Origin of the sequence: Bacillus cereus group sp. BfR-BA-01316 (assembly GCF_022664195.1) — a bacterium.
Lineage (GTDB): Bacteria > Bacillota > Bacilli > Bacillales > Bacillaceae_G > Bacillus_A.
In genome coordinates this window covers 77,209-102,334 of sequence record NZ_JAKUGX010000012.1, presented here as the reverse complement: position 1 = coordinate 102,334, position 25,126 = coordinate 77,209, and the positions used below count along the sequence as shown (strand labels likewise).

The following is a 25,126-nucleotide window of genomic DNA, read 5'->3' as shown; positions in this document are numbered from 1 at the left end:
TTACTAGAAAAACGTTCACTGCTAAAGTTTAGAGGTGGTAAGTAATTATCCCGTACTAGGAAGCTCACACCCTAAGGCTTCCCTCTCTGAAAATCGTAGAAAACTACCCATGTCCTCATCATAACATTTCGATATATTTCATTTATGTAGGTAATTATATGCTCAAAAACTTAGAAAATCAAGGGCGTTACCTTTATTTTTTAAATTTTTCACGTTGCGCTCAAATTCATGTAATCCATGTAGTTGCACTCGTTCCTGAAATACATTTCGCAAAGTAATAATCATATTATGATCTTGTTCTTTCGTATATAAATAAATCTTTTTCGGCGAAATAGAAAGAAGTGGTGCAATTACTTTCGTATCGATATATACATCCTGGTTCTTTAATAATTCTTCATCTATATATTGAACTAATTTCTCCTGTTTTAAACGTCTACCTTTATCATCATAGAAAATAAAACTTTCATCAAAAATAAGATGTACACAGGACAAACGTGATTTTCGGCTACTTACTTGTTGGCGAAGTGTCTCAATGAACATTTGATATTCCTGCTCCATCTTATACTCATCAATTGCAACTTCAGCAAGCTTAGCTACCATTTCCCTATATGTACGAAGACGAAAACGAACGTATGATGAAAACGAGAATGAGAGCGGATCACAAAGCCAATCATTCAAAGACGACGCAATATAAGATTCAAATTTTTGACGTGTTAAATCACGAGCTGCTCCTTTTCTTCTTTCCTTTAAAATCTCATGTGCCATATGCAATATTTGATGACACTCTTCTTGTTCTTCATAAAAAAACTTTTCCTTTAAAATGGTATGAATCCATTCATTTTGTTTCACATTCATAATGAAATATAGTAATACTGGCAATAAAATCTTTTCAATATAATTCGATTCACATAATGGTATATGAATAACAACCTTTTGTTCGTTTAAATATACACTTGTTTCCTTATATAAGGATTCCGTTCTTTTCGTTAGTTGTCTGTATACGTGCACAGCATCATTTTTTTCTTCGAAGCAAATTTCAATCACTTTTGTCCCCCCTTTTATCCCCGCTCTAAAGGATTGCATCTAAAATCCTATAAGAGTCCGATCTATGGAAGTTCACTCTTAGTAGAAACCTATCTCCCATTGTTAGAACATCCACTCGATATGGCTTGCTAATTTTATATATATTAAGGGAGGGAGAAAAAAATGATACAAGCTACTCTGAAAAAATGTTTAAAATAAAAAAGAGCAAGCTTCTTAGCTTGCTCTTTACTTATGACGACGGTTCTTTCCACCAATAGAAATCGGCTTTGCTAAATATTGAATTCGTTCCATAATACGGGCTGCTTTCATCTCTTCTGCTTCACCGCGCTGTGTATACGTTAAATGATGTTCTAACTGTTTGAAATCAAAGTTAGACGTAAAGAACGTCGGTAAGTTTTCTAACATACGGAATTGCAAGATTGCACCGAGAACATCGTCACGTACAAAACTTGACATTGCTTCCGCTCCGATATCATCTAACATTAATACTTGTACGCGTTTTACCGCATCAATCTTTTCCCCAATCGTATTATCTTGAATCGAACTTTTAATTTCACGTAAAAATTCCGGGAAGTATACAATCATCGAACTTATTTTCTTTAGAGCAAGCTCATTTGCAATCGCCCCTAAAAGATATGTTTTCCCTACACCAAATTTACCGTAAAGATATAAGCCCTGCACTTTCTTCCCCGGTTCATATGCACGTAAAAATTCATTCGCTGCACCAATCGCCTCAATACGTGCATCTAAACCTGAAGGGTCTAAGTTTTCCATAGACGCCTGTAAAATATCATTTGGCATATACACACTTTGAACGAGTTTTTCATGTTTCTTTCTCTCATCATACGCTACTTTTCTTACGCAGCGATCGTATTGAATATCAATCATCTTACCTTGAATGACAAGCTTCGGCTCATATCCTTGCAGCATATTTTTACATGACCCTAAATTTGGACAATCAGTGCACCCTACACTTTGTCCAATGTATTCATATAACTTCACAAGACTTCGTTCAATCATCGAAGTCGTTACTTCACCTTTATGTTCGTCTATAAATTCTTTCACACGTGGGTGCGTCATTACTTCTGCTTTTAACACTTCATATCTATTTTTAAAGTTTTTATTTTCCATTAACTTCGCAAACGAATTTTGAATATGCTCCATTTCCTCACCTCAAAGAGCGTTCATTCTCTTCTATTAATCACGCTTATATTTTTTCAATACTTCTTCTAATCGTTTTCGTTCATCCTCTAACGTACTTGCCTTTTTTTCCACACTTACGTCATTCTTCACAGTTTCTTTCTCTTGTTCTTTCGGTTCTTCTTTAAGCCAATCAGGCACCATTTCTTTACGCACCGTTCTCTTAGCTGTTCGGCCTTTCTTCTTCGTCTCAGCCCACTCTTGATATTGACGATTCTCTTCTTTCGCTAGCGCCATCGCTTCGCCTACTGTACCGACCTTTTTTCGCGCCCAATGTCCAGCAATCTTCTCGACATACGTTTTAGCAAGCTTCATATCTGAGCGTAGCATAACGTAATAAATAAGTACATTCACAACCCCTGGCGTTAATTTTTGGTTTATCATTACATCCTCAACGATTTGCAAGTCCGCTTTCGTCGCCTCTGCACCGCCTGAAATCTCTTTCAATAGTTGTTTTGGCGAGATTTCCTCTAACTGCTTCATTAGCATCTCTTCTTGCGTAGATGGCTCTTCCTCTTTCATTGTACGAGCTGCATGAGGTTGCACCCTTTCACTTAATACAGGTAGTGCTTGACCATTTTCAAATTGATACCAATCGCGTGCTCCCTTCCGAAGCCTTTCGATATCAATAGTTTGTATCTCTGTCACTGCGCCAAGAACGATATTTTGCATCGATAACGCATCCACACCGTACACATAAGCGAGTGTAATGACACATTCTCGCACTTGATCTGTAATCGCCTTTTTAGGAACAAGCGCTGATAGTCCGTCTACAAATAAAGAGAAATCAAAGAAATCATTCCAAACTTTCGGGGCATCCCCATTCTCGTTATTTGGCATAGTTGTCGTTTTCGGGATACGCAGTTCTTCTTGCGCATGTTCAAACTGACCTGGGTTAAAAGAATCAAATACATCGTTGAAGGAGCGCGTAACATTTTCATAAGAAGCAAAATCGAATTCTTCTTCTAAGAAATATTGCTTTACTTGGTTGTATTTTGTCCGACTCAAGCGATTATATAAAAAGATACTTAAAACAATATCATCAAAAAACTGCTTCGGAGATAAAGGTGGTTGCAATTCATATATAAACATTCGAATATCTTTTTCTTTCTTAATATATACATTTAAAAGACCAATCGCTTCTAACTTTACTCGTTCCCCATATATTTCAGGAAGTTGCATTTGCATAGTCACCATAAGGGAGTGATGTGTATTCTCTTTTCCAAACACACGATCTTGCTCTAACTCTCCCCATAGCGTCATGTATAAGCTAAAAGCTCTACTACCTATTAACGGCTGATACAACATCGTTAATACTTTCCGGTCGTAATTATGTAACAACCCTTTCGCACTTACTTTATAACGATCAATCGGCAATAGCTCCATCCATGACTGTTTTTCCATTCTTGCTTTTCCTTTCTCTCATCCAATCTAACCTATATTTCACTCGTTCTATCTTTATTATATAATTTATCCCGCATTAACGGGCAGTAAGACTCCCACCTCAAAATTCGGCGAATGCGAGGAAGTTAGGTGGGAGATAACTTCCCGTAAATGCCCGATTGGTTCAACTAATAATCATTGGGGATGAACACCCCCCAATGATTAAAGTTTCACTTTATTAGCGAAAAAGAGCTATTAGCTTCCGCTTCTAGCTCTCTTATCTCGTTTACTTACAGTATATAAAGAGATTCCTTCTACTCTCTCTCTTTTTGCAGTATATCTTTTAATTCTTCAATAAATACATTTAAATCTTTAAATTGACGATACACAGAAGCAAAACGTACGTAAGCAACATCATCAATATCACGAAGTTCTTCCATAACAATCTCACCAATCATATCACTTTTCACTTCTGATATACCTAAGTTACGAAGTTCACGCTCCACACTTTGCGTTACTTCCTCTAACTGCCTTAAAGATACAGGTCTTTTTTCACACGCTTTAATTAAACCGCGTAAAATTTTCTCTTTATTAAACTCTTCTCGTGTTCCTTCTTTTTTAACAACGATAAGAGGTGATTCTTCTACTCTTTCAAATGTCGTAAAGCGACTTAAACAACTTTCACACTCTCTTCTCCTTCGAATAGAGCGCCCCTCGTCTACCGGACGCGAATCTAACACTCTTGTTCCATTATGAAAACAGGATGGACAACGCAATTCATTCACTCCTTTACACTATAATCTTTATTCTTTCGCTACTCACCTACATGTGAAAATATATATACAATATTATATAACTCATTCTTCTATAATGACCACTCTAAGTTATTACATATCGTGATCCTATTTTATATAAACTAAAAAAGAGGTGCATTATACACCTCTTTACATTTTAAATCAATTATGTTCTTTTTTAAAGAGCTTTTGTTTCTCTCTGCTTAATTTCGAAGCTACCAGTGCCTCGAGGAAGCTCGATGCTCTCACGCGTTTTCGCGTTTAAACCTTCTGCAATATATTCTGCAGCAACATTTGGATCAATACGATCCCCACAAGTATAAACATCAATACTTGCGTAACCGTGCTCCGGAAAGCTATGAATTGTTAAATGTGATTCCGAGATAATTACTACTCCACTTACACCCTGTGGTGCAAATTTATGAAAAGCAACCTCACGTACTTCAGCACCAGCTCTTAGTGCTGCATCCACAAATAATTGTTCAATATACGGCATGTCATTAAGCTTGTCGAAATCGCAATCCCAAAGTTCAGCGATCACGTGACGACCCATCGTATCCATAGTATCCATTCTACAGTTCCCCCTTGTAAATTTATTCTAACTGTTCGAATTGAAAACTAATTTGCAATTTGGCTTGCTCCACTACCACGGGGGAAAGTTAGTCCAGAGAGGTCCTAACCCTTTAAGTAGTGACTACGTACCTCAGCTCTTAAGTTTACGAGTGTTAGTATACTTTGTTTATTTTCATTTTGCAACAACAGTTTTTTCGATTTTCTGTCATAATTTCCTCTTTACTTTTCCCTAAAAAAAATAAATGATTCACAAATACAGTAATCACAACGTTTTTTGGTCTGTCCAATATTTGAAAATATACTCCTATAATTTTTTCTTTTCAGAAAAAAATAAAAAAAGAGGGCAAATATTCACTTGCCCTCCCTCTATTTCACTTAAATATGTTGTACATTTTCTTGTTTTGCTAATTCATCTACAACTAACGTTACAAGATCTACAACACGACGAGAGTAGCCCCACTCGTTATCATACCAAGCAAGTACTTTCACTTTACGCTCACCCATTACCATTGTAGATAAACCATCAATAATAGCTGAGTGTGTATTTGTATTAAAGTCGATAGACACTAAAGGCTCTTCGCTGAATTCTACAATTCCTTTTAACGCACCGTTTGCAACAGTTTTGAATGCTTCATTAATATCTTCAACTGTTACATCACGTTTTACGTCTACTACTAAATCAACAAGAGACACGTTTGGTGTTGGTACACGAAGTGCCATACCATGGAGTTTTCCGTTTAAGTGTGGAAGAACTTTTGCAAGCGCTTTCGCGGCACCCGTCGTTGTCGGAATGATAGACTGTCCGCAAGCACGCGCTCTTCTTAAATCTTTATGTGGGTTATCAATATTTTTTTGGTCATTTGTATAAGCGTGAACAGTTGTCATTAAACCGTTTTCAATTCCGAACTGCTCATCTAACACCTTTACAACAGGCGCTAAACAGTTTGTTGTACAAGATGCATTTGAAATAACGGTATGTTTTGTAATATCTAATTGGTCTTCGTTCACACCAACTACAATTGTTACATCTTCATTTTTACCAGGTGCTGTTAAAATAACTTTTTTCGCTCCAGCTTCAACATGAAGAATTGCTTTTTCTTTCGAGTTAAATTTACCAGTTGCTTCAATTACAACTTCAACACCTAATTCTTTCCAAGGCAATTCCTTTGGATCGCGGTTGTTTAAAAGGCGAATCATTTTCCCATCTACTAATAAATGATCTTCAAATGCTTCCACTGTTCCGTCAAACTTACCATGTACTGTATCATATTTAATTAAATGTGCTAACGTTTCGGATGGATAGCTTGCGTTGATTGCTACAATTTCGAATGCGCTTTCTTTTATTGCTTGACGAAACACCATTCTCCCAATACGTCCAAATCCATTAATTGCCACACGAGTCATAATATGTTATCCCCCTTGAATGCGTTATACTATTTATCTCCAATCCCAATAATAGTATAACACAAAAAGGAGATATGTCACTAAGCATTTTCATTAATTTCACAATTTTTTAATCAATAATGTTCCATTCTTTCAAAATAGCCGCTAATTGTGTTTTCGTTTCAGCAATTGTGCCATCATTATAAATTACTTCATCCGCCCTCGTTACTTTTTCTTCTAGTGACATTTGAGATTGAATACGCGCCGTTGCTTCTTCTTCTGAAAAGTTATTTCGTTTCATTAAACGTTCCAATTGCGTATTCGGTGTGACCGCTACAACTAAAACACGATCAACGAGATTTGTTAATTTACTTTCAAACAAAAGAGGGATATCTAACACAACCGCTTGCATACCTTCTTTTATGTACATCTCCTTTTGTGCATTCATTTCTTCACGCACTGCAGGGTGAACGATTTTGTTTAACTGCAATCGTTTTTCTTCATTATAAAAAACGACACTCCCAAGCTTTGGTCGATCAAGCTCTCCATCTTTTTGTAACACTTCCGTTCCGAACACCTCTATAATTTTGTTATATGCTGGTTTTCCTCGTTCTACAACTTCTCGCGCAATAATATCTGCATCAATAACCGGTATACTCATTTCACGAAACATTTCTGATACCGTACTTTTTCCGCTTGCAATGCCTCCTGTTAATCCAATTACTACTGTCATAATAATCCTCCTCATAATAAAAGGCGCGAAACTAATGTTCCACGCCCATACTTACATTTTCCAAATTCCAATAATAATGAGTAATACCCCAGGCAGGAATGTAAATTTTTGTAACCATTTCATATTTGATAAAATCGTACCGAGCTTCATTCCAATAAATAAAAATAAAGAACTCATAACCGCGACTAATATCGCCATCATCGCAGGTGCATAACCTAATAAAGATGCACCAATTCCAGCACCAAACGAATCTACAGAAAGAGCGATACCGAGAAGTAGTGCTTCTCCTGCAGAGATAGTTCCTGATTTATCAAAATCCGCAACAGTCGGCTTCCGCAAAATTTGAATCACTAACCCTAGCGAAGCAATTTCTAGTTTCCAAACCTTCTCCTCTTGCTTTGGTTCTTCTTTTTTATCACTTCGAAAAAATTGATATAATACCCAAATACCTATCCCAATAAGAACAAGCCCACCGATACGCGTTGCGATAACAGGCGAAAATATTTTCGCGATCATATGTCCAATTCCCATGGAAACGAGCATGACAGCTGCTGAACAGATCCCGATAATTATAATTGATCTTAGTGGAATTCTTACGCTCCTTAACCCATATGTTAGCCCTACACTACAGCTATCTAAGCTTAATGTAAAAGCTAATAAAATAAGAGATAAATAAAGGTACATCGGTAAGCTCCTCCCTTATACATAGCTCTGCTCTATGTATATGACAAATGCCTATCCGATGTTATCCCTTTTCTATATTCTAGGTTGGCAAATTGGGCAGTAATGTGTTCCCCTTCCGCCAACAACTGTTTTTTCTAATAGCGTACCGCAAGTCACACATGGTTCTCCTTTTTTCCCATATACATTTAGAAGTTCCTGGTACGAACCAATTTGTCCTTGCGAATTAATATACGTTCTAATTGTACTTCCGCCTCGCTTAACAGCTTCGCCCAGCGTTGTAACAATCGCCTCATAAATTCTTTCTACTTCTTCTTCTGTTAAAGATGCAGCTTCTCGTTCTGGATGAATTTGCGAACGGAATAATACTTCATCTACATATATATTTCCAAGGCCTACTAAAAGACGCTGATCTAATAATACGACTTTTATTTTGCGATTTGTCTTTTGCAATCTTTCTTGTAAATACTGCGGTGTCAATTCAACATCAAATGGCTCTGGTCCTAAATCAGCAAGAGGCATTTGAGCAAACTCTTCACCTTTCTTAAAGAGATGCATCGTACCAAACTTTCTCACATCTTTATAATGTAATTCAGTTCCATCTGTAAATAAGAAGCGTACGTGTGTATGTTTATCAATTGGCTCATCCTCTTGATGAAGTAAAAACTTACCTTCCATACGCAAATGTGAAACAATTACATAGTTCGTTACATACAAAAGCAAAAACTTACCTCTTCGCTTTATATTCTCGATCATCTCGCCTCTTAGCATGTCTTTAAAGATTTCTGCATCGTCCGGTCGTTTCACTATTTTTGGATAGGTGACAATTACATCTTCAATCACTTTTCCCGTTACAAGATTTTCAAGTGTCCGTCTAACATTTTCAACCTCTGGTAATTCCGGCATTTTATCACTTCCTTATTTCGCGTCGTACCAAGTTGGACCGTAAGAATAATCAACTTTTAACGGAACTGCTAGTTCAATTGCATGCTCCATTACTTCAGGTACAAGCTTTTCTAGTTTTTCCACTTCTTCTTTTGGCGCTTCAAAGATCAATTCATCGTGTACTTGCAGAAGTAAGCGAGCTTGTAGACCTTCTTCTTCTAAGCGATCCGCCATAATAATCATAGCCTTTTTAATAATATCCGCCGCACTACCTTGAATTGGTGTATTCATTGCTGTACGCTCTGCAAAGCTACGTAAATTAAAGTTACGGCTCGTAATTTCTGGAATGTAACGACGGCGATTTAATAACGTTGAAACATATCCTTTTTGCTTCGCATCTTTTACAATGTCAGCCATATATTCTTGTACTCCAGGGAAGCTTTCTAAATACCTTTCAATAAATTCCCCTGCCGCTTTTCTCGTGATTCCTAAGTTTTGTGAAAGGCCGTAATCACTAATACCGTATACAATGCCGAAGTTTACAGCTTTTGCTTGTCGTCTCATATTAGATGTCACTTCATCTTTTCCAACACCGAATACATCCATAGCTGTTTTCGTATGAATATCCATGTCATGTTGGAACGCTTCAACTAAACCTTTATCTTTTGCAATGTGAGCAAGCACACGAAGTTCAATTTGTGAATAATCGGCTGCGTACATAATCCATCCTTCTTCTGAAGGAATAAACGCCTGACGAATCTTCCTTCCCTCTTCTAAGCGAATCGGGATATTTTGCAAGTTTGGTTCCGTTGAACTTAGTCGTCCCGTTTGTGTTAACACTTGGTTAAAGCGAGTGTGAATTTTAGACGAATCGTCATGTACAACTTTTAATAACCCTTCAATATATGTAGAGTTTAGTTTCCCTAATTGACGGTAGTGTAAAATCTTCGGAATGATTGCATGATGATCCATAAGCTTATCTAGTACATCAGCAGACGTAGAATAACCTGTTTTCGTCTTTTTAATAACAGGTAAATTTAAGTTTTCAAACAGAATAACCCCAAGCTGCTTCGGTGAATTAATATTAAATTCCGTTCCTGCAAGTTCATAAATCTCTTGTTCCATTTCCTTTAATCTACCCGCAAGCTCTTCTCCCATATTACGAAGACGCTCCGTATCAACTGTAACACCTTTCACTTCCATGTCAGCTAATACACGAGCAAGAGGTAATTCTAAATCCGTAAACAGTTCATATTGCTCATTCTTTTCTAACTCTTCTACGAATGTTTGCTTCACATCGAATAATACATGTACTTTACGAGCGACATGCTCCGCTACTACCTCTTGCTCAGGAACAGCACGCTTCGCACCTTTCCCGTAAACTTCTTCGTCAGATTTTACCGCATGTGTTTCTTTCATCTTTGCTACAGTACGGAAATCTTTATCTGTATCGGCTGGATCAAGTAAATAAGCAGCAATTAATAAATCAAAGTCAATCCCTTGAATATCTACACCTTTCCACTTGAGAGCAACGATAGCACGCTTCGCATCAAATGTATGTTTTCTCATTTCTTCATTTGCAAGCCACTCTTTAAAAGCATCTGATTTAAGAGCAACATCGGCCGGAATGAAGTAACAACCATTTTCATTTTGAATACCAAAACCTTGAATATCGGCTTTATGATAGTTATCTTCTTGCACTTCAACAATAAGCGCACTATCTTGCTGAAGCATTTCTTCTATAACTTCTTCTACAATATCAAATGTAATATCATCTAATTCAGCTGGATCCGTTTCCTCCGGCGTAACACCTAATTTATTTAAAAGGGATGTAAATCCTAAATTCTCGAACATTGGAATCAAATCGCTTGGTTCATACCCTTTATATGCCATATCATCTACATGCACAGTAATCGGTGCGTCTGTAATAATAGTCGCAAGTTCTTTACTCATAAGAGCTTGTTCTTTATTCGCTTCTAACTTTTCTTTTAATTTCTTTCCACTCACTTGATCTAAGTTTTCATATACTGCTTCTACCGTTTCAAATTGCGTTAATAATTTAATGGCTGTCTTCTCACCAACACCTGGTACACCTGGAATGTTATCCGATTGGTCTCCCATTAAACCTTTCATATCGATAATTTGCTTTGGTGATAAGCTATATTTCTCAAATAAAGCTTCTTTCGTATATTCATCTACTTCCGTAATCCCTTTGCGAGGAATACATACGAGTGTATTATCTGAAACAAGTTGCAGTAAATCTTTATCTCCTGAAATAACTTTAACATGAAACCCTTGCTCACTCGCTTCTTTCGCTAACGTCCCCATAATGTCATCCGCTTCATAATTTTCCAGCTCATAACGCGGTACATTGAATGCATCAAGCATCTCACGAATAAACGGGAATTGCTCTGATAACTCAGGTGGAGTCTTTTGACGCCCTCCCTTATAATCACTATACGTTTTATGACGGAATGTTGTTTTCCCCGCATCAAACGCCACAAGCATATGCGTCGGTTTTTCTTCCTCTAATATTCTCATTAACATCATCGTAAAACCATAAATTGCGTTCGTATGTATACCTTTGTCGTTATTTAAAAGCGGTAGTGCAAAGAAAGCACGATACGCGATATTATTACCATCTACTAATACGACTTTTTTTTCCAAACTACAAACCTCCCATACAAATTTGAAACGATTTTTCCACAGAAAAAAAACCGTTCCTATCCTCTCTCTATATTAACATGACTAATAGAGAGAAGAAAAATAACGGTTTTTTTCTATCATATATAAACAGACTTACATTGGCATAAAGGGAAGTGACGAGAATAGCATAACTACTCTCGTCCAAAATTACTCCTTGGATGAAGGGGTTTTCATGTATTATATTAACAGAGCTTTATTAATATTTAATTAAGCCAATGTTAATATATTGTAAATATCCTTCATCCTATTTTTCAGTAGCTGATTTTGGTAAAACAACTGTAAATGTTGTTCCTTCTCCAACCTCACTATCCACCGTAATCGTACCTTGATGTGCCTCAACTAAATGCTTTACAATTGATAAACCAAGACCCGTTCCACCCGTATTTCTACTTCTCGCTTTATCAACTCGATAAAAACGTTCAAATATACGAGGGATTTCTTCTTTACTAATACCAATTCCAGTGTCCGACACCTTTATATACGCATTATATTTATCCTCTAATAATTCAACTGAAACAACGCCTCCATCCGGCGTATATACGATTGCATTATTAATTAAATTAATAAAGATTTGTTTTAAGCGGCTCGGATCTCCAATAACGGAAACTCGTTTCAATACATTCACTTGTAAAGAGATTTCTTTTTCACCCGCTTTATTATCAAGCACCATGTGAATGTCTTCAAGAATCCCCTTCATATCAACCGTACCCATATTTAATCTAAACCCTTGCTGCTCGATTTTTGACAAATCTAATAAATCTTCAATTAATCCTTGCATACGCTCACTTTCTTTTAAAATGATATGCAAGAAATGTTCGCAGAATTTTTTATTATCCATCGCTCCGTCCAAGAGTGTTTCTGAAAAACCTTTAATAGAAGTAATCGGTGTCTTCAATTCATGAGAAACATTCGCTAAAAAGTCTTTTCTTATTTGTTCTAATTTCTTCAGCTCAGTAATGTCATGGAATACGAGAACAATCCCTTTCCACTCATGGTTCGTCCCAATAATTGGCGCTCCATATACTTCGAAATGCTTTCGCTCAATACTAAGTGGCAATAACATTTGTTTACGCACTTTCACTTCTGTCATAAAAATTTCTTCCACAAGCTCAATAATTTCCGTATGGTGAAATGATTCATAATATAAACGGTCTAAATATTCTTCATCCGTTACGTGGAAAGTCTCCTTATAAGAACGGTTTACAAGGTTTATATAACCACGGCTATCAATTAAAATCATTCCGCTTCCCATATTTTCAATTAATGTGTGCAAACGATCTTGTTGCATTTCTTGTTCGAGTGTCATCTCTTGTAAATTACGAGCTAAAATATTAATTGCTTTACTCAGCATTCCTGTTTCATCCGAATGACTTTCATATGCACGCGCTTTATAATTACCCTTCGCTAATTCAATCGCAACTTTCGTAACTGATTCAATCGGCCTAATATATTGTCCTGTAATTTTGACACCTAGGAATACAACTACAAGACAAGCAATGACAAATCCGATAATTAATAATCCCCACGTTTTTTGGTGAACGTCCCTCAAAGTATCAATTGTACTTTTCACCAAAATGTATCCTTGTTTCCCTTCTACATCCTGGACAAACACAGCATGATAAAATTCATTCTTTTGATCTGTTTCTTTCGTAATGACTTTATTTTCTTTCTTTTCTGTTTCGGAAGAAAGTTCTTTAATCATCTCTTGACTAAATGCAGATGGTTGTCCTCCGCTATATTGAACTTTCTTTTTTTCATCAACAAATATAATAGAAGCTGGTATTTTTTCTTCTAACTTTTCAAATACATAAGGCTTTTTTAAAACAGCATCAAACCCTTGCTCTTCTGCTAATACCGCAACATACTGTGTCTCTTTTACCATTCTCTCTTTAGCATGATCTATATAGTATTTTTCAAATACAGTTTCTAATAATACACCTAGTCCAACTAAAATAAAAACGATAAGAGAAACAAATGTAAAAAGAAGCCTGGAACGAAATTTATTCATCCCCTTTTGGCTCCTCTAATTTATAACCTAAACCACGTATCGTTTTAATGTACGTCGGTTTTTTCGTATTTTGTTCAATTTTATCGCGCAAATGGCTAATATGGACATCAACAATTCTTGTATCACCGGCAAAATCATAATTCCATACAGCACTTAATAATTGGTCACGAGTTAATACACGACTTTTATTTTTCGCAAGATAAACAAGTAACTCAAATTCTTTCGGTGTTAATTCCAGTTTCCTTCCTTGGAAGTACGCTTCATAAAACTCCGGTAAAATTTTAAGCTCTGCAATTTTGATGCTCTCTTCATCTGGTGCTTCCGAAACTTGTTCTTCCTGCTGTAATTTCGTACGGCGCAAAATCGCCTTCACACGAGCAACAACTTCCCTTGGGCTAAACGGCTTCGTCATATAATCGTCAGCCCCAAGCTCAAGACCTAGCACCTTATCAAATTCATCATCTTTTGCTGTTAGCATTAAAATCGGCGTCATAACACGCTGCAATCGTAATTCTTTACAAACTTCCATACCATCCATTTTTGGAAGCATTAAATCTAATATAATTAAATCTGGGCGTTCTGTAGTCGCTTTTTGAAGCGCCATTTCTCCATCCATTGCTGTAATAACTTCAAACCCAGCTTGTTGTAAATTAAATTCAATTAAAGTTAAGATAAATTCCTCATCATCAACTACTAAAATACGATTGTTCATTCTTTTCCTCCAAGTTATAGACTTGAAACCTTCTTCATCCTAGCATTTTCCCCGTTATTCTCATCATACTAGAAAACAGGTTCACCCTCAATATAATTGTCTATTCATGGAGCTCGTTTATGTAACATTGAGAAAATAGAAGCAATTATGACTCACCTTCTGCTACACAGGATTTTTCCAAACTTTATAGATTGCTCTCTCTTTTTTAAAGCTCACTTCCGTATGAACTATAAAATCTCGATTTTGCGCTAGGAAAAACGAAAGAGCATACGCTATTTTATAATCTGGTGTTTCATATCCATCAAATACTTTCCCGTACATTTCATTCGCGATTGAATCGGCCCATACTTCAGCTTCTCTTATCGTTTCAAAAATAATGTCTTCCCTTTCCCATTTCACAGTTATATCACCCTTTCCAAACAAAAAGTAGCGCTAGCATACCCTTAATAAGAATATGACTAGCGCTACTTTTATATCATTCTAACTTTCATTTTTTAAAAATTATCTAATGCTTTTTCCATAATAGAAACAGATTTAAAAGGTGGTGTTACTGTTAATGAACCTTTTACAACAGTTTCTCCTTTTTCATCATGAGCAAATACAAGCATATCAATTGTATGTTCCTCCTCTGAAACAGTCACAACTTCAAAGTGGATTTGTAACGTTTCATAATGGTGAACATGTTTCACGAACGTAAGGTCCTTCCTAGTAATATGACTACCTGGACCTGGTAAATATTTCGTAACCGCCGTTGTAATCAGCCCCGTTAGCATAATGCTTGGGACAATCGGCTTTTCATACGGAGTTTGGGATGCGTAATCATGCTGAATATATAATGGATTGGCATCATTCGTTAACCCTAAATACAATAACAAATCTTTATCCTCAATTTTTTCAGTGATAGATAATTTCTCTCCTACTGTAATTTCATCCATTCTACGACCAATTTGAACTTTTTTCTTTAACATGTTACAACCCCCTCCGATTTTTTCACCTTATTATCCTACTAAAAGCGATACCTTATCCGAAAATTACTATGACGAGGGCAATGTATAGTATAAGTCTATAGTTTCATTATAGGATACACCGAATGATAGCGTTTTCATATTATTCCAAAAAAATAATTTAGTAAATAGTAGAAAAAGATTCGGGGCCCCGAATCTTTTTCCGCTTATATTTAATTATTAAACAAGAACTTTCATAACGTTACGTACAGATTCTACAGAGCGATCTAACGCTTCTTTTTCATCTTCAAGAAGTTCTAATTCAATAATTTTTTCAATTCCGTTACCACCTAGAATTACTGGTACCCCTAAGTAAAGGTCACTATAACCATACTCACCTTCAAGGTATGCAATAGCAGGTAATACACGACGTTGATCTTTCAAGATTGCTTCTGTCATTTCAACTAAAGAAGCTGCTGGCGCATAATATGCACTACCGTTTCCTAATAAGCCTACAATCTCACCGCCACCTTTACGTGTACGTTCTACGATTGCTTCTAAACGCTCTTTTGGAATTAATGTTTCTAGCGGAATGCCACCTGCATAGGAATAGCGTACAAGAGGTACCATATCGTCACCATGTCCACCAAGAACAAATCCTGTAATGTCTTTCACAGAAAGCTTTAATTCTTGTGAAATGAATGTACGGAAACGAGCTGTATCTAATACGCCCGATTGACCGATAACACGCTCTTTCGGGAATCCTGCTTCTTTAAATACAGAATACGTCATTGCATCAACTGGATTTGTTAATACAACAATAATCGCATTTGGTGAATGTTTTGCAATGTCGCGCGTAATACTTTTCATAATTTTAGAGTTTGTTGCTACTAAGTCATCACGGCTCATACCAGGCTTACGCGCAATACCTGCTGTAATAACGACAACGTCAGAATCAGCAGTATCTGCGTAATCAGATGTACCAATAATGTTAGCATCAAAACCTTGTACTGGGCTCGCTTCTAACATATCTAACGCTTTCCCTTTTGTTGGATTTTCCAGCTGTGGAATGTCCACTAATACAACATCTGCAAGTTCTTTTTGTGCCAATAAGAATGCTGTTGTTGCTCCTGTAAATCCTGCACCGATGACTGAAACTTTCTTGCGTTTGATTGTCATAATTTACCCCCCGCTTTAATTATGCGTTTTTGATTATCGCTACATCCATGTTTTTAATAAGTTCATTAGCAAACTCAGAACATTTCACTTCTGTTGCACCTTCCATTAAGCGTGCGAAATCATAAGTTACTACTTTTGATTCAATTGTTTTCTCAACTGAAGCAGTTACTAAATTCGCAGCTTCGTTCCATCCTAAGTGCTCTAATAATAATACTCCAGAAAGAAGAACAGAAGATGGATTTACTTTATCTAAACCTGCATATTTTGGAGCTGTACCGTGTGTAGCTTCAAAGATAGCATGTCCAGTCACATAGTTAATATTTGCACCAGGTGCAATACCAATTCCACCTACTTGTGCAGCAAGTGCATCCGAGATGTAGTCTCCATTTAAGTTCATTGTTGCAACAACATCGAACTCACGTGGACGAGTTAAAATTTGTTGTAAGAAGATGTCTGCAATAGAATCTTTTACGATGATTTTTCCAGCAACTTCTGCTTCTGCCATCGCTTTGTTCGCTGCATCTTTACCATCTTTCTCAACAATACGGTCATATTCAGCCCAAGTAAATACTTTGTCGCCAAATTCTTGTTCCGCTACTTCGTAACCCCAGTTTTTGAAAGCACCTTCTGTAAACTTCATAATGTTTCCTTTATGAACTAGTGTAACAGAAGAGCGTTTTTCGTTAATTGCATATTGAATTGCAGCACGAACAAGACGCTTTGTCCCTTCTTCTGAAATCGGCTTAATACCAATTCCTGATGTTTCTGGGAAGCGAATTTTATTAACACCCATTGCTTCTTTTAAGAAAGCAAGAACTTTTTCTGCTTCTGGAGATCCTTGTGCATATTCAATCCCAGCATAAATGTCTTCTGTATTTTCACGGAAAATAACCATATCAGTATCTTCCGGACGTTTTACAGGTGACGGAACACCTTCAAAGTAACGAACTGGACGTAGACATACATATAAATCTAATTCTTGACGAAGTGCTACGTTTAGAGAACGAATACCACCGCCAACTGGAGTCGTAAGTGGACCTTTAATCGCGATTAAATACTCACGAATTTCATTTAATGTCTCTTCTGGTAACCACTCGCCTGTTTGGTTGAATGCTTTTTCCCCTGCAAGCACTTCTTTCCAAACAATTTTCTTCTCACCATCATAAGCTTTCTCAACTGCTGCTTCTATTACGCGAGATGCTGCAGCCCAAATATCAGGACCAATTCCATCTCCTTCGATAAATGGAATAATCGGATTGCTTGGTACATTCATAACACCATTAGTTACAGTAATTTTTTCACCTGTCGTCAATGTGATAACCCCCATGTTTGAAATTTCATATGTATGAAACTGAGGGAGTAATCCCTCAGTTCAAACCGTTAGTCAAATTAAAATATTCTAATCATTATATCTTTCCGAAAAAATCAGACTTTTGAAAGCGTATTTTCACTATCAAAATAGTGTTTTTCACTTATCGTTGCGCAATCGGAACATACACTTGATGCGTAGGTCCATCATAATCAGCACGCGGACGGATTAAACGGTTGTTTTCATATTGTTCTAGAATATGAGCTAACCAGCCTGACATACGGCTAATCGCAAAGATAGGTGTAAATAAGTCATGGTCAACTCCTAAACAATGGTATACAGAAGCTGAATAGAAATCAACATTTGGTGGAAGACCTTTTTCTTTTGTTACAATGTCTTCAATTTTGATAGACATATTATACCATTTGTCTTCTCCTAAAAGCACGCATAATCTCTTAGACATTTCGCGTAAGTGTTTCGCGCGTGGATCACCATGCTCATATACGCGATGACCAAATCCCATAATTTTCACTTTATTTTGAAGAGCATTATGAATATATGATTCTACATTTTCTTCTTCGCCAATTTCAGTTAACATCTTCATTACATTTTCATTTGCCCCGCCGTGAAGAGGACCTTTTAATGCACCGATTGCTGCTGTAATACCAGAATACACATCTGAAAGTGTAGCTACGCAAACACGTGCAGTAAATGTAGAAGCGTTTAACTCATGATCTGCATGAAGTACAAGTGCCTTATCAAAAGCCTCAATTTCAACTTCATTTGGCTCACGATCATTTAACATGTACAAGAAGTTTGCAGCTAATGATAGATCTTTTCTTGGCTCAACAACATCTAAACCTTTGCGAATTCTTGCATAAGCCGCAATTAAAGTTCCGACTTGAGCCTGTAATTTAACCGCTTTCAAATAATTAGACTTTCCATCCATTATTTCAGCGCTCTCATCATATAATGATAGCATGGAAATCGCAGTTCGTAAAACCGACATCGGGTGCGCGATTTTTAAATCTACTTGTTTCAAATATGTTAAAATCTCACCCGGTACTTTATAGTATTCAGATACAGTTTCACTAAATTCCGCTAGTTCTTTTTCGTTAGGCAGCTTGCGATGCCATAATAAGTACACTACTTCTTCGAACGTAGCATTCTCAGCTAAATCATCAATATTATACCCAACATAAGTTAATGTATCATCAATAATAGAGCTCACAGATGATGTTGTTGCTACTACCCCTTCTAAACCTCGAATAACAGTCATGACATTCTCTCCTTTTCCTGAAAATTCTCCCAATCTTGCTCCTTATATCTATTTGCTCCCCTTATAAATTATGAACGCTCGTTCACTCTTTAGGCAAGCAAAATGCACGTTCATGCAAATTTGTTGCGATGTTCCCCTCTGTTGTCCATTACTTACATGGAAAGCATGAGCGTGAATGTCTCCCCGAATCCTCACGCTCAAAACAACAAGTTAGTGAGGAAAATGAATTCCGAAGAGTTTATGATAAAAACAACATAAAACAATATCATTATAAAATTGTTTTATGTTGTTTTTATTTTATCTGGTGTAAAGTCTCTGCTGTTATGTAACTTTTCAAAGTTTCTAATCCTATTATAAACAATTATCTGACTTTTGTGAACAGAAAGAATTCAAAAATTTTATATTACTATAAAATTCCTTATTTAAACATTTGTATAATACTCATAACTGCATAGGCAATTCCAGCCCCAATTAATGGACCTACAGCGACTCCATTAAATAAAGCTACAGCTATAATTGTCCCAAAAACAAGCGCAGTTGTAATATGAGGATCAGTCGTTAATAATTGAACCCCACCTTTCGCCAATAAAGCAACCGCTACTCCTGAAGCTAAAGCAATCCATGCATAGTATGATTTCGCCGCTTCTCCGAGTTGTTTAAACCCTATTTCTCCCGTCGCAATTGGGACGAGCACCGCAATTGTAATAACCGTCACACCGAGGTTAATTCCTTTCGTTTGTAAATAAGGAAAGACTTTATCGCCTAAAAACGTAAACTTCAATAAAAATAACACTCCAACAGCTACAGTAAGCGATTGGTTTTTAGCAATTAGTCCTATAATTAGTAGTATGAATAAAAATAACGTTGACTGACTAATCATGATTACACTTCCTTTCTGAAAATAATGAAGTTGTTTCCAAATAAAAATACCTTTAAACCTATCGTTATACATGCTATATCGATTCATATTTGTCAATTATAATAAAGAAACAAATTGATTTTTATATACATTTCAAAATTACAAACAAGACTTTAACCAGAAAAAAATAAAGCATGCATATACATTTAAAAGCGGATGTCTCTCCTTTCTTTTATAATAAGAAACAGGTAAAATAAAAAGGAGAGAAAATGAAGTTTTTACCATATAGTAGAAGCATCACCAACAAGCTTCTGTAGTCATTAATCCGCTGTAAAAGCAGGCTAAATCCATCATTCCACTATAACATAAAGTGAAACTTTGATCAGTGAATCTCACTAGTTATAAGTTGAACGAATTAGGATAATCCAAATTGGAATGGGAGGTATACATCTTTGAACCGAAACTTACTATATATGATATTACGACTCATATTTGTCATTGTAGCAACGGTAGTTGGGTTCTATGCATTGCTGTACATGTCAGGCCTTATCTATCCTTTTATTATCGCTTTTGCATTCGCTTATTTGATTAATCCTGTCGTCAATTTCCTTAATCAAAAACTACAATTCCCTCGCGCATTAGCGGTACTCGTTAGCTTAATTCTCGTATTCGGAGCTATCGTCGGACTCGTTACATACCTTGTAACTGAAGCAATATCTGCCACAACATACTTACTACAAATTGTTACAGTGAAGTTTCCAGATATCGTTGCATTCGCCCAACAATTTGCACTTAATCATATTATGCCTCTCTATGATGATTTAATCTCTAAATTTAATCATCTCGGAGAACCACAGCGATACACTATTACACAAAACATTCAAAACTTAGGCACCGAAGCAACGACACAAATGAAAGAACTTTTAACCGCCATTATAAGTGGATTAACAAATTTCATTAGTGCATTACCTACAACTTTAACTGTTCTTGTATTCGTCTTATTAGCCACCTTCTTCATTAGTTACGATTGGCACCGTCTTGCTCATAAAGTAAGAAAACTTCTACCTAATCGTGTACATGGATACGGAAAAACTATTTTTGTCGATTTAAGAAAAGCTTTATTCGGTTTTGTTAAAGCGCAACTTACACTCGTATCTATGACAACTATTATTGTACTAATCGGCCTTTTAATATTACGCGTGCCATACGCAATTACTATCGCGATTATTACAGGGGTTGTAGATTTACTCCCGTATTTAGGAACTGGAGCCGTCTTCGTTCCTTGGGTTATATACGTATTTTTCACAGGCGATACTGCATTCGCCATCGGTCTTCTCATCCTATACATCGTCGTGATTGTCCAAAGACAAATCATGGAGCCAAAAGTACTTTCATCTAATATTGGACTCGATCCATTAGCGACACTCATCGCTCTATTTGTCGGCTTTAAGCTCTTTGGTTTTTTAGGATTAATCATCGGTCCAGTCATATTAGTACTACTTAATACATTACACAAAGCTCATGTATTCCACGACTTATGGAAATTCATTAAGGGCTCACCATCAAAATAATATTTTCTAATTCATACACAACAAAAAATCAACTGTAATCAGTGGGAATTCCCCACTGATTATTCACTGTACTTTTTTGTACTACCTACATTCAAAAGAGAATTTCCTAAAAAAGGATAATTCTCTTATTTTTTTGCATGAAAACGCATATTTTAGGACGTAAATACATTTTTATTCTATTTTCTCTATAATTATTACTTACATTTATTACTTTTTATGTAAATGAATAAATATACAAAGCGAGGCAGATGAACCCTTTAATCAGTAATTTTTCTTCTCCTGTCTAACTTCTGCTCACTACTCGAATCTTACTATAAGCAAGAACATCACCCTAATGTAACACTTTTAATTCACAAGAACCCTCTGTATCCTATCGTTTAATAACTAACAACAATCCAGCCCCAACAAGAAGCTAACAATTGACTATAAATAGCAAACAAAAAAAATAACGCGTAGATCCTATAATCTACGCGTTATTTCTGAACAATAATAGTAGTTCTCTTTCTAAATTTCCAATCAATCCACTTCATAACAACCGGCTTCAATAAAGCCCTCGTTACAGGAACAACAAAGATAAAACCTATTATATCCGTCACATATCCAGGCAGTACTAAAAGAATACCTCCTACGAATATAAAAATACCATCTAGAACCGTATCACCCGGCATTTCTCCTCTATTTAACCTAAATTGGATCTCTCTAAGTACTTTAAACCCTTGTCGTTTCGCCAAATATACACCCACAATACCCGTAAATACAATCATAGCGAACGTAGACCATAAACCTATTACATGACTCGATCCTATTAATACCGTAATCTCAATCGCCGGTATTACAATAAGTAAGAATAACAACCACTTCACAGCTCCACACTCCTTCATATTTCATTCAAAAGGTTAAATACCCAAATCCCCTTACAAAACCCCTTATAAGCCCCTCATAACGCTCATACAAGCTTTACAAAGGACGAATAACCCTTCTTCCACTAAACATTATAATAAACGTTTTTCAAAGCTATTTCAGGTATTTAAAGCTATTTCTATCCTTTTTTGTGTAAAAAAAAGAGAAGGACTCCGATCCTTCTCTCCGTATTACTTCTTATAGCACTTCCGCATGTCCATTATAAACAATTCCGCGTGCTGCATCAACTGTTACTTCTTGGCCACTTTTTAAAGTTGTTGTTACGCCGTTTACACCAACGATAACAGGAATACCGATTGATACACCCACAACAGCTGCATGGCTTGTTAGACCGCCTTCTTCTACAACTAGAGCTGCAGCTTTTTCAATCGCAGGAATCATATCTTTATCAGTGCTTGTTGTAACAAGGATATCTCCTTTGTTTACGTTCGCTACAGCTTCAGCAGCTGTTTTCGCTACAACTACTTTACCTTTTGCAGCTTTACGACCGATTCCTTGCCCTTTAGCAACTTCTTCACCAACAACGTGGATTTTCATTAAGTTTGTTGTACCAGTTTCAGCAACTGGAACACCAGCAGTGATTACTACAGTATCTCCAAGTCCGATTAGACCCGCATCCATACCTGTTTGAATTGCTGTATCTAACATTTCGTCAGTAGAAGCTGCACGTTTCTCAGACATAAACGCTTGAACACCCCAAACAAGTGCAAGACGACGTCCTACTTGCTCGTCAGATGTTACAGCTACGATTGGAGATTTCGGACGGTATTTAGAGATCATTTTCGCAGTATGTCCACTTTCTGTTGGAGCTACGATTGCAGCTACATCAAGAGCAAGTGCTGTGTGCGCAACAGATTGGCTAATTGCATCTGTAATTGTTGGAGTGAACTCTTTAATACGTTTTTTGAACATATCTTCATATTGTAATGATTTTTCAACACGTACCGCAATGTTAGCCATCATTGTTACAGCTTCTACAGGGTATTGACCCGCAGCAGTTTCACCCGAAAGCATGATTGCATCTGTTCCATCGAAGATTGCGTTTGCTACGTCACTTGCTTCCGCACGAGTTGGACGTGGGTTACGTTGCATAGAATCTAACATTTGTGTTGCAGTAATAACTGGTTTGCCTAATACGTTACATTTTTTGATTAGACGTTTTTGTACTAACGGTACTTCTTCTGGTGGAATTTCCACACCCATATCACCACGAGCAACCATTAAACCGTCAGAAACTTCTAAGATTGAATCGATGTTGTCGATACCTTCTTGGTTTTCGATTTTTGGTACGATTTGGATGTATTGAGCGTTATGCCCTTCTAATAATTCACGAATTTCTAATACGTCAGATGCTTTACGTACGAAAGATGCTGCGATGAAATCAACTTTTTGCTCGATACCGAAAACGATATCTTGTACGTCTTTTTCAGTGATACCAGGAAGCTTAATGCTTACGTTTGGTACGTTAACACCTTTTTTATTTTTTACAGTTCCGCTGTTTAATACTTTTGTACGGATGTTTCCGTCAGCTTTCTCGATTACTTCTAGTTCGATAAGACCGTCATCGATTAGAATACGAGAACCCGGATCAACATCATCATAAAGACCAGCATAAGATACAGAGAACTTCTCTGCAGTTCCTAATACTTGTTCAGTAGAAAGAATTACTTCTGCACCTGTTACAAGCTCAGCTTGTCCGTCTACGAAGTCATGTGTACGGATTTCTGGACCTTTTGTATCAAGTAAAATACCAACTGTTTTACCAGTTTTCTTTGAAGCTTCACGAATATTTTTAATACGAGCTCCATGCTCTTCATGGCTACCATGAGAGAAATTTAAACGAGCAACGTTCATACCCGCTTCCATTAATTGCTCTAATTTCTCAATACTTTCACTAGCAGGACCTATAGTACATACAATTTTAGTTTTACGCATATTGCACCTCCGAAAATTATGAAACCGTTCCCAAATACAAGGCATTAAGCCGATTAGATAGATAATTCTTTAGATAATTGATACATATCTTTATCGATTGTATGCTTTTGAGCTAACGCTTCGATAATGTCATGATCAACCAGTTTATTATTTTGAATACCAACACAACGTCCACCATTACCAGCAATTAACAATTCAACTGCTCTTGCGCCAAGACGACTAGCTAATACACGGTCTTGTGCACTTGGTGATCCACCACGTTGTACGTGACCTAATACAGTTACACGAGTATCAAAGCTTGTTGCTTCTTCAATGTGCTTACCGATGTCAATTGCACTTCCAACACCTTCAGCTACAACGATAATACTGTGCTTTTTACCACGTTCACTACCGCGTTTCAGACGAGCGATAACATCTTCCATGTCATACTTTTCTTCTGGAATTAAGATAGTTTCTGCACCATCAGCTAAACCAGCCCATAATGCGATATCTCCAGCGTGACGTCCCATTACTTCGATAACATATGTACGTTCATGAGATGTAGCTGTATCACGGATTTTATCAATTGCATCAATAACAGTATTTAAAGCTGTATCGAAACCAATTGTGAAGTCTGTTCCAGGGATATCATTGTCAATTGTACCTGGTACACCTACACATGGGAATCCTTGCTCAGTTAATTTTTTTGCGCCTTGGTAAGAACCATCTCCACCAATAACAACAAGTCCTTCAATACCATGTTTCTTTAATTGCTCGATTCCTTTTAGTCGTACTTCCGGGTCTTTAAACTCAGGACATCTTGCTGTATATAATTTTGTACCACCACGGTGGATAATATCGCCAACAGAACCAAGTTCTAATTTTTCAATATGACCAGAAATTAAACCAGCGTATCCATGGTAAATACCATATACTTCAATATCATGGAAAATCGCTTTACGAACAACTGCACGAATGGCAGCATTCATACCAGGTGAATCTCCACCACTTGTTAATACACCAATACGTTTCATTTGTACTCACCTCA

Annotated in this window: 22 protein-coding genes and 1 other annotated feature (1 of these 23 cut by a window edge); of the genes, 1 reads left to right on the top strand and 21 read right to left on the bottom strand. The window is 36.7% G+C overall.

Going from position 1 to position 25,126, the window contains the following annotated elements; all coding sequences use genetic code 11:
• Positions 1–131, bottom strand: a binding site (T-box leader) (it extends 97 nt beyond the left edge of the window).
• Positions 132–162: 31 nt separating this feature from the next.
• The 18 genes from ytxC to MR071_RS12065 all read right to left on the bottom strand — a co-directional run bounded on the left by ytxC (position 163) and on the right by MR071_RS12065 (position 19,693).
• Positions 163–1,044 (bottom strand): putative sporulation protein YtxC, encoded by an 882-nt coding sequence (gene ytxC / locus MR071_RS12150; protein ID WP_105586795.1) that lies wholly within the window; start codon positions 1,042–1,044, stop codon positions 163–165.
• Positions 1,045–1,269: 225 nt separating this feature from the next.
• Positions 1,270–2,208 (bottom strand): primosomal protein DnaI, encoded by a 939-nt coding sequence (gene dnaI, locus MR071_RS12145; protein ID WP_105586796.1) that lies wholly within the window; start codon positions 2,206–2,208, stop codon positions 1,270–1,272.
• 33 nt (positions 2,209–2,241) lie between these two features.
• Entirely contained in the window at positions 2,242–3,648 is a 1,407-nt protein-coding gene (locus tag MR071_RS12140; protein WP_242236192.1) for a replication initiation and membrane attachment family protein, read from the bottom strand.
• A gap of 293 nt (positions 3,649–3,941) precedes the next feature.
• Positions 3,942–4,403 (bottom strand): transcriptional regulator NrdR, encoded by a 462-nt coding sequence (gene nrdR / locus MR071_RS12135; RefSeq protein WP_001203686.1) that lies wholly within the window; start codon positions 4,401–4,403, stop codon positions 3,942–3,944.
• A 196-nt stretch (positions 4,404–4,599) separates the two neighbouring features.
• The gene (gene speD / locus MR071_RS12130; RefSeq protein WP_002003660.1) at positions 4,600–4,983 is read right to left on the bottom strand and encodes an adenosylmethionine decarboxylase; all 384 of its coding nucleotides are present in this window, start codon (positions 4,981–4,983) and stop codon (positions 4,600–4,602) included.
• Positions 4,984–5,369: 386 nt separating this feature from the next.
• Complete coding sequence (locus tag MR071_RS12125) at positions 5,370–6,398, bottom strand: glyceraldehyde-3-phosphate dehydrogenase (RefSeq protein WP_016096022.1); 1,029 nt, start codon at positions 6,396–6,398, stop codon at positions 5,370–5,372.
• 109 nt (positions 6,399–6,507) lie between these two features.
• On the bottom strand, positions 6,508–7,110 hold the full coding sequence (gene coaE / locus MR071_RS12120) for a dephospho-CoA kinase (RefSeq protein ID WP_105586798.1): 603 nt from the start codon (positions 7,108–7,110) through the stop codon (positions 6,508–6,510).
• 51 nt (positions 7,111–7,161) lie between these two features.
• Entirely contained in the window at positions 7,162–7,794 is a 633-nt protein-coding gene (gene ytaF, locus MR071_RS12115) for a sporulation membrane protein YtaF (RefSeq protein WP_078172713.1), read from the bottom strand.
• Between the two features lie 72 nt (positions 7,795–7,866).
• Positions 7,867–8,697, bottom strand: coding sequence for a DNA-formamidopyrimidine glycosylase (gene mutM / locus MR071_RS12110; RefSeq protein WP_242236190.1), 831 nt, complete (start codon positions 8,695–8,697; stop codon positions 7,867–7,869).
• Positions 8,698–8,709: 12 nt separating this feature from the next.
• A complete protein-coding gene (gene polA, locus MR071_RS12105; RefSeq protein WP_105586800.1) occupies positions 8,710–11,343 on the bottom strand; it encodes a DNA polymerase I in 2,634 nt (877 codons plus the stop codon).
• Between the two features lie 283 nt (positions 11,344–11,626).
• Positions 11,627–13,390 (bottom strand): sensory box histidine kinase PhoR, encoded by a 1,764-nt coding sequence (gene phoR, locus MR071_RS12100; protein ID WP_242236188.1) that lies wholly within the window; start codon positions 13,388–13,390, stop codon positions 11,627–11,629.
• The gene (gene phoP / locus MR071_RS12095; protein WP_105586802.1) at positions 13,383–14,102 is read right to left on the bottom strand and encodes a two-component system response regulator PhoP; all 720 of its coding nucleotides are present in this window, start codon (positions 14,100–14,102) and stop codon (positions 13,383–13,385) included. The genes phoR and phoP overlap by 8 nt, the downstream gene beginning before the upstream one ends.
• 162 nt (positions 14,103–14,264) lie before the next feature.
• Entirely contained in the window at positions 14,265–14,501 is a 237-nt protein-coding gene (locus MR071_RS12090; RefSeq protein WP_105586803.1) for a hypothetical protein, read from the bottom strand.
• Positions 14,502–14,596: 95 nt separating this feature from the next.
• Positions 14,597–15,070 (bottom strand): MaoC/PaaZ C-terminal domain-containing protein, encoded by a 474-nt coding sequence (locus tag MR071_RS12085; protein WP_098778157.1) that lies wholly within the window; start codon positions 15,068–15,070, stop codon positions 14,597–14,599.
• A gap of 216 nt (positions 15,071–15,286) precedes the next feature.
• Entirely contained in the window at positions 15,287–16,225 is a 939-nt protein-coding gene (mdh, locus tag MR071_RS12080) for a malate dehydrogenase (protein WP_105586804.1), read from the bottom strand.
• Between the two features lie 19 nt (positions 16,226–16,244).
• On the bottom strand, positions 16,245–17,537 hold the full coding sequence (gene icd, locus MR071_RS12075) for an NADP-dependent isocitrate dehydrogenase (RefSeq protein WP_142395881.1): 1,293 nt from the start codon (positions 17,535–17,537) through the stop codon (positions 16,245–16,247).
• Between the two features lie 160 nt (positions 17,538–17,697).
• Positions 17,698–18,846, bottom strand: a complete 1,149-nt coding sequence (gene citZ / locus MR071_RS12070; RefSeq protein WP_002112199.1) for a citrate synthase — start codon at positions 18,844–18,846, stop codon at positions 17,698–17,700.
• A 385-nt stretch (positions 18,847–19,231) separates the two neighbouring features.
• On the bottom strand, positions 19,232–19,693 hold the full coding sequence (locus tag MR071_RS12065; RefSeq protein ID WP_002112200.1) for a DUF441 domain-containing protein: 462 nt from the start codon (positions 19,691–19,693) through the stop codon (positions 19,232–19,234).
• Between the two features lie 431 nt (positions 19,694–20,124).
• Between MR071_RS12065 and ytvI the strand changes: the two genes are divergently transcribed.
• Positions 20,125–21,243 (top strand): sporulation integral membrane protein YtvI, encoded by a 1,119-nt coding sequence (gene ytvI / locus MR071_RS12060; protein ID WP_002088938.1) that lies wholly within the window; start codon positions 20,125–20,127, stop codon positions 21,241–21,243.
• Between the two features lie 473 nt (positions 21,244–21,716).
• Here ytvI and MR071_RS12055 read toward each other — a convergent pair whose 3' ends face one another.
• The 3 genes from MR071_RS12055 to pfkA all read right to left on the bottom strand — a co-directional run bounded on the left by MR071_RS12055 (position 21,717) and on the right by pfkA (position 25,112).
• Positions 21,717–22,106: an FxsA family protein gene (locus tag MR071_RS12055; RefSeq protein ID WP_105586878.1), complete on the bottom strand. Its 390-nt coding sequence runs from the start codon at positions 22,104–22,106 to the stop codon at positions 21,717–21,719.
• A gap of 235 nt (positions 22,107–22,341) precedes the next feature.
• On the bottom strand, positions 22,342–24,099 hold the full coding sequence (gene pyk, locus MR071_RS12050) for a pyruvate kinase (RefSeq protein ID WP_105586806.1): 1,758 nt from the start codon (positions 24,097–24,099) through the stop codon (positions 22,342–22,344).
• A 53-nt stretch (positions 24,100–24,152) separates the two neighbouring features.
• Entirely contained in the window at positions 24,153–25,112 is a 960-nt protein-coding gene (gene pfkA, locus MR071_RS12045) for a 6-phosphofructokinase (RefSeq protein WP_002034288.1), read from the bottom strand.
• Positions 25,113–25,126: the final 14 nt, after the last annotated feature.